General features: G+C 71.8%; 1 protein-coding gene and 1 pseudogene. Both read left to right on the top strand.

From position 1 onward, the window contains the following. Nucleotides 1–2,275: beta-ketoacyl reductase (locus tag ABD289_RS17845; protein ID WP_344133735.1), on the top strand; the 2,275-nt coding region annotated here is incomplete at its 5' end. A gap of 60 nt (nucleotides 2,276–2,335) precedes the next feature. Then, nucleotides 2,336–4,067: pseudogene (locus ABD289_RS17850) on the top strand (type I polyketide synthase); the annotation flags it as partial.

Below are 4,067 nucleotides of genomic sequence, written 5' to 3' on the forward strand. Positions count from 1 at the left end.
GGATGGCGTGCTCTCGGCGATGGCCGCTGAATCCGCTCCCGAGGGCGCGGTGCTGGCGCCGATCCTCCGCAAGGATCGAGCCGAGGAACCGGCGGCACTGACCGCGCTTGCGCGGTTGCACACCAGCGGTGTCGATGTCGACTGGACGTCGGCGTTCGCGGGCACGGGTGCCTGTCGCGTCGATCTGCCGACCTATGCCTTCCAGCACGAGCGCTACTGGCCCGAGCCCGCGGCGGGACCGGAGGCCGGGGATGACGCGTTCTGGGATTTGGTGGAGAGCGGTTCGCTGGCCACTGAGCTGGGAATCGGTGCGGAGTCCGCGGCTGAGCTGGTTCCGGCCCTGTCGTCCTGGCGCAGCCGCAGGCGGGCCCGGTCGACGGTGGATTCCTGGTGCTACCAGGAGACCTGGACCCCGCTGAGCGGGCCGTTTTCCACCTTCGATGCGGGGACCTGGCTGGTGGTGGTGTCCGAGGAGCTCGCGGGTGACCCCTGGGCCGCCTCGGTGGCCGGCGCCCTCGGTCCCGATGCGGCGCGGTTGGAGATCAGCGCGGCCGCCCAGCGCGATGAACTGGCGAAGCGGCTGGCGGGCCACATCGGGCCGGCGGGTGTGGTCGCGCTCGTGGACTCGGTCGAGTGCACGCTGCTGTTGCAGGCGATGGCCGATGCCGGCATCGACGCCCGAGTGTGGGCCGTGACCCGCGGGGCGGTCTCGATCGGCGACGGCGATGCGGTGCGGGATGCCTCGCGGGCGAGCGTGTGGGGTCTGGGCCGGGTCGCCGCGCTGGAGCTGCCCGCCCGATGGGGCGGCCTGGTGGATCTCCCGGACGAGCTCGACGAGCGCGCGATCGAGCGGTTCACCGGCGTGCTCGCCGCAGGTGTCGAGGACCAGGTGGCCGTCCGGCCGTGGGGCGCGTTCGGGCGCCGAATGACCCCCGCGCCCCGGTCGGACGCGGGCCCCGAACCGGAGCCGCCGTCCGGCACGGTGCTGATCACCGGCGGCACCGGGGCACTGGGAGCGCAGCTCGCTCGGGACCTGGTGCGACGCGGTGCCGACGGCCTGGTGCTGGTGAGCCGCAGCGGTCGCAGCGGATCGGGCGCCGCCGAACTGCGGGACGAGCTGGCGGCGCAGGGCGCGCGGGTGCGGATCGAGTCCTGCGATGCGGCCGACCGGGGAGCCCTCGAAGCGCTCCTCGCGGGCATCGACGACCTGTCCGGAGTGGTGCACGCTGCCGGCGTCGTCGACGACGGCCTGCTCGACCGGTTGACACCCGAGCGGTTCGACGAGGTCTTCCGGTCCAAGGTGGATTCGGCGCGGCTGCTCGACGAGCTGACCCGGGACCGCGCCCTGGACTTCTTCGTGCTGTTCTCGTCCGTGGCGGGCGCGATCGGCAACCCGGGTCAGGCCAACTACGCGGCGGCCAACGCGGTGCTGGACGCGCTGGCCCAGCAGCGTCGAGCCGAAGGGCTGCCCGCCACCTCCATCGCGTGGGGAGCCTGGGCCGGTACCGGCGCGGCGGCCGACGCCTCGATCGCCGAGCGCCTGCGGCGCCGCGGTGTGCTGCCGATGGAGCCCGAACTCGCGATGTCGGCCCTGTGGCGGTCCGTCGCCCGGGGGCGGACCACTTCCACGGTGACCAACACCGACTGGGAGACCTTCGCCCCGAGCTTCACCGCGGTGCGCGCCAGCCCGCTGCTGTCGGGGATCGAGGCCGCGCGCCGAGCCCTCGAAGCGCAGCCGTCCGATGGATCGGGGACCGCGCTCGGGCAGCGGCTGTCGGGCCTGTCGCAGGAAGAGCGCGGCCGGGTGGTCCTGGACGTGGTGCGCGGCGAGGCGGCGGCGGTGCTCGGACATCCGAGCCCGGCCGCGATCGGGGTCGACAAGGCGTTCCGCGACCTGGGCTTCGATTCGCTGACCAGCCTGGAGATGCGCGACCGGCTCCGGAAGGCGAGCGGAGTGCCGCTGCCGTCGGCGCTGCTGTTCGACTACCCGACGCCGCGCGCGGTGGCGGAGCACCTGCTGGCGAACCTGACCGTCGACGAGGCCGCCTCGATCGGCTCGGCGCTGAGCGAGCTGGACCGCTTCCAGGCGGCGCTGCGGTCCTCGGCGGACGAGGCCGACGACGAAGCGATCAGGCAACGGCTGGAGGACATCCTCGCCGGGCTGCGCGAGCCCGCGCCTTCCTCGGAAGGCGATCGCCCTTCCGAGGACGACATCAAGGCGATGCCCGTCGACGAACTGCTCAACTCCATCGACAACGGGCTGCTCGACCTGTGATGCGAGACCCAGCTCGACACGTGACATGAAGGCGGACCGGTGCAGGAAGACCAGCAGGACCGAGTTGTCGAATACCTGAGGCGGGCCACCCTCGATCTCCGCCGCGCTCGGGAGCGCGTGTCCGAACTGGAGTTCAGGAACGGCGAACCCATCGCGATCATCGGCATGGCCTGCCGCTTTCCGGGAGGCGTGACCTCTGCCGAGGAACTCTGGCAGCTGGTCGCCGATGGCCGGGACGCGGTCTCGGCGTTCCCGGACGATCGCGGGTGGGACCCGGTCGAGCTGGCGGAATCCAGCCTCGCCGCCGAAGGCGGCTTCCTCGACGACGTGGCCGAGTTCGACGCCGACTTCTTCGGCATCTCACCGCGCGAGGCGGTGGGCATGGACCCGCAGCAGCGTCTCGTGCTGGAGACGTCCTGGGAAGCGCTGGAGCGGTCGAACATCGATCCCGCGCGGTTGCGGGGAACCCCGACCGGCGCGTTCATCGGCACGAACGGGCAGGACTACGCCACCGTCCTCGGCGCCGGTCCGCACGTCCCGGAAGGGCACGCGTCCACGGGACACATCGCGAGCGTGCTCTCCGGCCGGGTCTCCTACACCTTCGGGTTCGAGGGTCCGGCGGTGACGGTGGACACGGCGTGCTCGTCGTCGTTGGTCTCGATGCACTTGGCCGCTCAAGCCCTGCGGCAGCGCGAGTGCTCGCTGGCGCTGGCCGGTGGCGCGACCGTGATGTCCACGCCCGAGGCGTTCTTCGAGTTCACCCGGCAACGCGGTCTCGCCGCCGACGGTCGGTGCAAGGCGTTCTCGGACTCGGCCGACGGCACGGGCTGGTCCGAGGGCGTCGGAGTGCTGGTGCTGGAACGACTCTCGGACGCGGAGCGCAACGGGCATCGGGTGCTGGCGACGCTGCGGGGCTCGGCGGTGAACCAGGACGGTGCGTCGAACGGGTTGACGGCGCCGAACGGTCCGTCGCAGCAACGGGTGATCCGGGCGGCGCTCCGCTCCGCGAGCCTGCAACCGTCCGATGTGGACGCTGTGGAGGCGCACGGCACCGGTACCGCGCTGGGCGACCCCATCGAGGCGGACGCGCTGGTGGCCACCTACGGCAGCGGACGGGACCGGCCGTTGCTGCTCGGCTCGGTGAAGTCGAATCTCGGTCACGCGCAGGCGGCCGCCGGGGTGGCCGGTGTGATCAAGATGGTGATGGCGATGCGCAACGGCGTGCTGCCGAAGACGTTGCACGCCGAGCAGCCGTCCTCGCACGTGGACTGGTCCGGCGGGGGCGTCGAGCTGCTGAGCACGCCGCAGGAGTGGCCGGAGACCGGTCGCGTTCGCCGTACCGGTGTGTCGTCGTTCGGTGTCAGCGGCACGAACGCGCACGTGATCCTGGAGCAGCCGGTTGGCGCCGATGAACCCGTGCACGAGCCTGCGGTTGCGCCGTCGGTGGTGCCGTGGGTGGTGTCGGCGAAGTCCGAGGGCGCCTTGGACGAGCAGCTCGCGCGGCTGCGNTTGCTGGCTTCGGACGAAGGGGTCTCGGAACTTGCTCGTGGGGCCGCCGCTGAGCGGTCGTTGGCGGTGTTGTTCTCCGGTCAGGGTTCGCAGCGCTTGGGGATGGGTTGTGAGCTCTACGAGCGTTTCCCGGTGTTCGCCGAGGCCCTGGATGCGGTGCTGGGGCATCTCGATTCGGGTGTTCGGGATGTGATGTGGGGCGATGATGCCGAGGTCCTGAACCGGACGGGTTGGGCGCAGCCTGCGTTGTTCGCGGTCGAGGTCGCCCTGTTCCGCCTCGCCG

This window comes from Saccharopolyspora halophila, from assembly GCF_039531955.1.
Taxonomy (GTDB): domain Bacteria; phylum Actinomycetota; class Actinomycetes; order Mycobacteriales; family Pseudonocardiaceae; genus Saccharopolyspora; species Saccharopolyspora halophila.